General features: G+C 69.2%; 4 protein-coding genes and 1 pseudogene. All 5 read left to right on the forward strand.

The annotated features are described in order from the left end of the window. Positions 1 to 88 (forward strand): annotated as a pseudogene (locus BKD70_RS24940) (integrating conjugative element protein pill, pfgi-1); the annotation flags it as partial. Then, entirely contained in the window at positions 85 to 726 is a 642-nt protein-coding gene (locus BKD70_RS22995; protein WP_023103912.1) for a hypothetical protein, read from the forward strand. The pseudogene BKD70_RS24940 and the gene BKD70_RS22995, both read left to right, overlap by 4 nt. Positions 727 to 740: 14 nt before the next feature. Then, positions 741 to 1466: a TIGR03759 family integrating conjugative element protein gene (locus BKD70_RS23000; protein WP_023103911.1), complete on the forward strand. Its 726-nt coding sequence runs from the start codon at positions 741 to 743 to the stop codon at positions 1464 to 1466. Continuing rightward, positions 1448 to 2053: a transglycosylase SLT domain-containing protein gene (locus BKD70_RS23005; RefSeq protein ID WP_028690955.1), complete on the forward strand. Its 606-nt coding sequence runs from the start codon at positions 1448 to 1450 to the stop codon at positions 2051 to 2053. The genes BKD70_RS23000 and BKD70_RS23005 overlap by 19 nt, the downstream gene beginning before the upstream one ends. Next, positions 2050 to 2374 (forward strand): DUF2859 domain-containing protein (locus BKD70_RS23010; RefSeq protein WP_139145810.1); only part of this gene is annotated, 325 nt, incomplete at its 3' end. The genes BKD70_RS23005 and BKD70_RS23010, both read left to right, overlap by 4 nt.

The raw sequence follows: 2374 nt of genomic DNA on the forward strand, positions 1-2374 counted from the left end.
GGCCGTCGAATCCATGCCTGAACCGGCCGCCGCCGATGCGGTGCAGACCTTCCCACTGATGCCCTCCATTCCAGGCGGCCAGCCATGAACACTCCCCAATCCTCGCGGCGCCCGGCTGCCGCCGTGGTGGCGCAAAGCCTGCTCTGGCTCTGGCTGCTCGGTCTCAGCGTCATCGTGGCCCTCGGCTACCAGGCGATGAGCGACCAGGCCGACGAGGAACGGCTCGACTCCCGTTTGCAACGCCTCGAAGCGCAGGCGGTGGCCTTGGCCGAGACCATCGGAACCATCCAGCAGCGTCCGCAGGTCGCAACGGCGGCGGACCTCAAAGACACCCGCCAAATCCTGGAAGCACGCGCTTCCCAAGTTGAGAAGACATTGAGCAGCTACGCAGCAGCCGACGACCTTCAGGCGCTGCGCGCGGAGATCGAGCAGATCAAGACGCGTCAGACCGCCGCGCGTGCAGCAACACCCGCCCAGCCGCGCACATCGAGCAAGCCCGCCGCCAAGCCTGAACCGCCGCCACTGCCGTTCCGCATCGTCGGCGCCGAACTGCGCGCCGGCCAGCTCAGTGTGTCCGTCGCGCCGAGCAGCGGGGACTTCACGCCCGACCAGCTTCAGGTGCTGTTGCCCGGTGATGCGGTCGGTCCATGGCGCTTGCAGGCAATCGATGGCAGCGCTGCGGTGTTCCAAGCCGGCGAACAGATCCGTCGCGTGGCGATTCCCTGATCGGAGCACACGACATGAAGCCGTCGATCATCCTTTCCGCACTCCTACTGGCTTCAGTCCAGTGGCCCGCGTGGGCGCAACAGCCAGCCACAGCTCCAGCCCGCAATGCGCAGAGCCAGGAGCGCCCGCTGGCCGCCCGCGTCCTGGACGACCGAGTAGCAAGCAACTGGGGGCTCCAACCCCAGGAATGGGCGCGTTACCGCGAGCTGATGGATGGGCCGCTGGGCATCTACTCGCCAAACCTGGACCCGCTGTCTGCCCTAGGCATCGAGGCACGCACCGACGAAGAACGGCGGCGCTATGCAGAGCTGCAGGTGCAAGTCGAGGCTCGCCGCGTCGAGAAGCTGCTCGCCTACCAACGTGCCTACGACGAAGCCTGGCAGCGCCTGAACCCCGGCATGCAGCGCGTGAACCTGCCCGACGACGGGCCGGGCACCGGCACCGCGCGCGGCAGCGGTCGCATGGCGGTGTTCGTCAAGGACGGCTGCGCGGCCTGTGGGCAGCTCGTGCAGCGGCTGCAATCCTCGGGTGCCGAGTTCGACCTGTATATGGTGGGCAGCCGCCAGGACGACGCACGCATCCGCGACTGGGCCAAGCGCGCGCAGATCGACCCGGCGCGCGTGCGCAGCGGCAGCATTACCCTCAACCACGACGGCGGCCGCTGGCTGTCGCTGGGCCTGCCCGGTGACTTGCCCGCGGCTGTGCGCGAGGTGAACGGCCAATGGCAGCGCCAGCCGTAGCGGCCACCTCCTTCTCGCAGCTCTTGTGCGCACTGGTGCTCGCTACCGGCCTGTGCGCCTGCGCCGTCCATGCCCAGGAGATTCCGCCACCTGCCTACCAGCTCGCCGCCCAGCAGGCGGGCATCCCCTCGACCGTGCTCTACGCCGTGGCCTTGCAGGAGAGCGGCGTTCGACGCAACGGGCGCATCGTGCCGTGGCCGTGGTCCCTCAATGTCGCCGGCCAGTCGCGCCGCTTCGCCACGCGCGCCGACGCCTGCTCGGGCTTGCAACAGGCAATGCGTACCACGCCCCACACGCGCATCGATGCAGGCCTGGTCCAGATCAACCTCGGCTACCACAAGCATCGCTTCACCAGCGCGTGCGACCTGCTGGACCCGTATCGAAACCTCGCCATCGCCGCTGAAATCCTGAACGAGCAGCACACGTCCGGCGAAGACTGGCTGCTCGCGATCGGCCGCTACCACCGTCCTGCGGGCGGCGAGCCCGCCGCCCGCTACCGGCGCAGCGTGTCGCGCCATCTCGCGCGTGTGCAGGGCGCACATCCAAACGCCGCGGTGCTCGCCGCGCGCCAGGAGACTTCCCCATGACAAAATCCCATCTGGCCCTGCGGGGCCTGCTTGTGCTGCTGGCAGGTCTGCCGCTGGCATCGCGTGCCGGCGATCCGCTGATCGTGGTCGAAGATCGCGGTGGCACGTCGGCGCTGCCGTACTACGAGGCCCTCAACCTCCAGGCGCGCGCCGATGTCCCGGGCCGGCCGCCCATTCCGACGCCACAGGTTCCCGCCACACCCGCGGACGAGGCAGCGATGCTGCCGGTGCGTAGCGCCAAGCTCACGCCCGGCACCGTCGCGCGGCGCGTGATCGAAGCGCCCGGCCTGCGGCCGTTCGTGGTCATCGGCGACGACGACG

The organism is Pseudomonas sp. BS-2016 (genome assembly GCF_001806145.1).
In the GTDB taxonomy this organism is placed as follows: Bacteria; Pseudomonadota; Gammaproteobacteria; order Pseudomonadales; family Pseudomonadaceae; genus Aquipseudomonas; species Aquipseudomonas lundensis.

What these genes read in the sequence shown, in the direction of transcription:
- BKD70_RS22995 (WP_023103912.1), top strand. Translation starts at nt 85, where the DNA reads ATGAACACTCCCCAATCCTCGCGGCGCCCGGCTGCCGCCGTGGTGGCG.
- BKD70_RS23000 (WP_023103911.1), top strand. Translation starts at nt 741, where the DNA reads ATGAAGCCGTCGATCATCCTTTCCGCACTCCTACTGGCTTCAGTCCAG.
- BKD70_RS23005 (WP_028690955.1), top strand. Translation starts at nt 1,448, where the DNA reads ATGGCAGCGCCAGCCGTAGCGGCCACCTCCTTCTCGCAGCTCTTGTGC.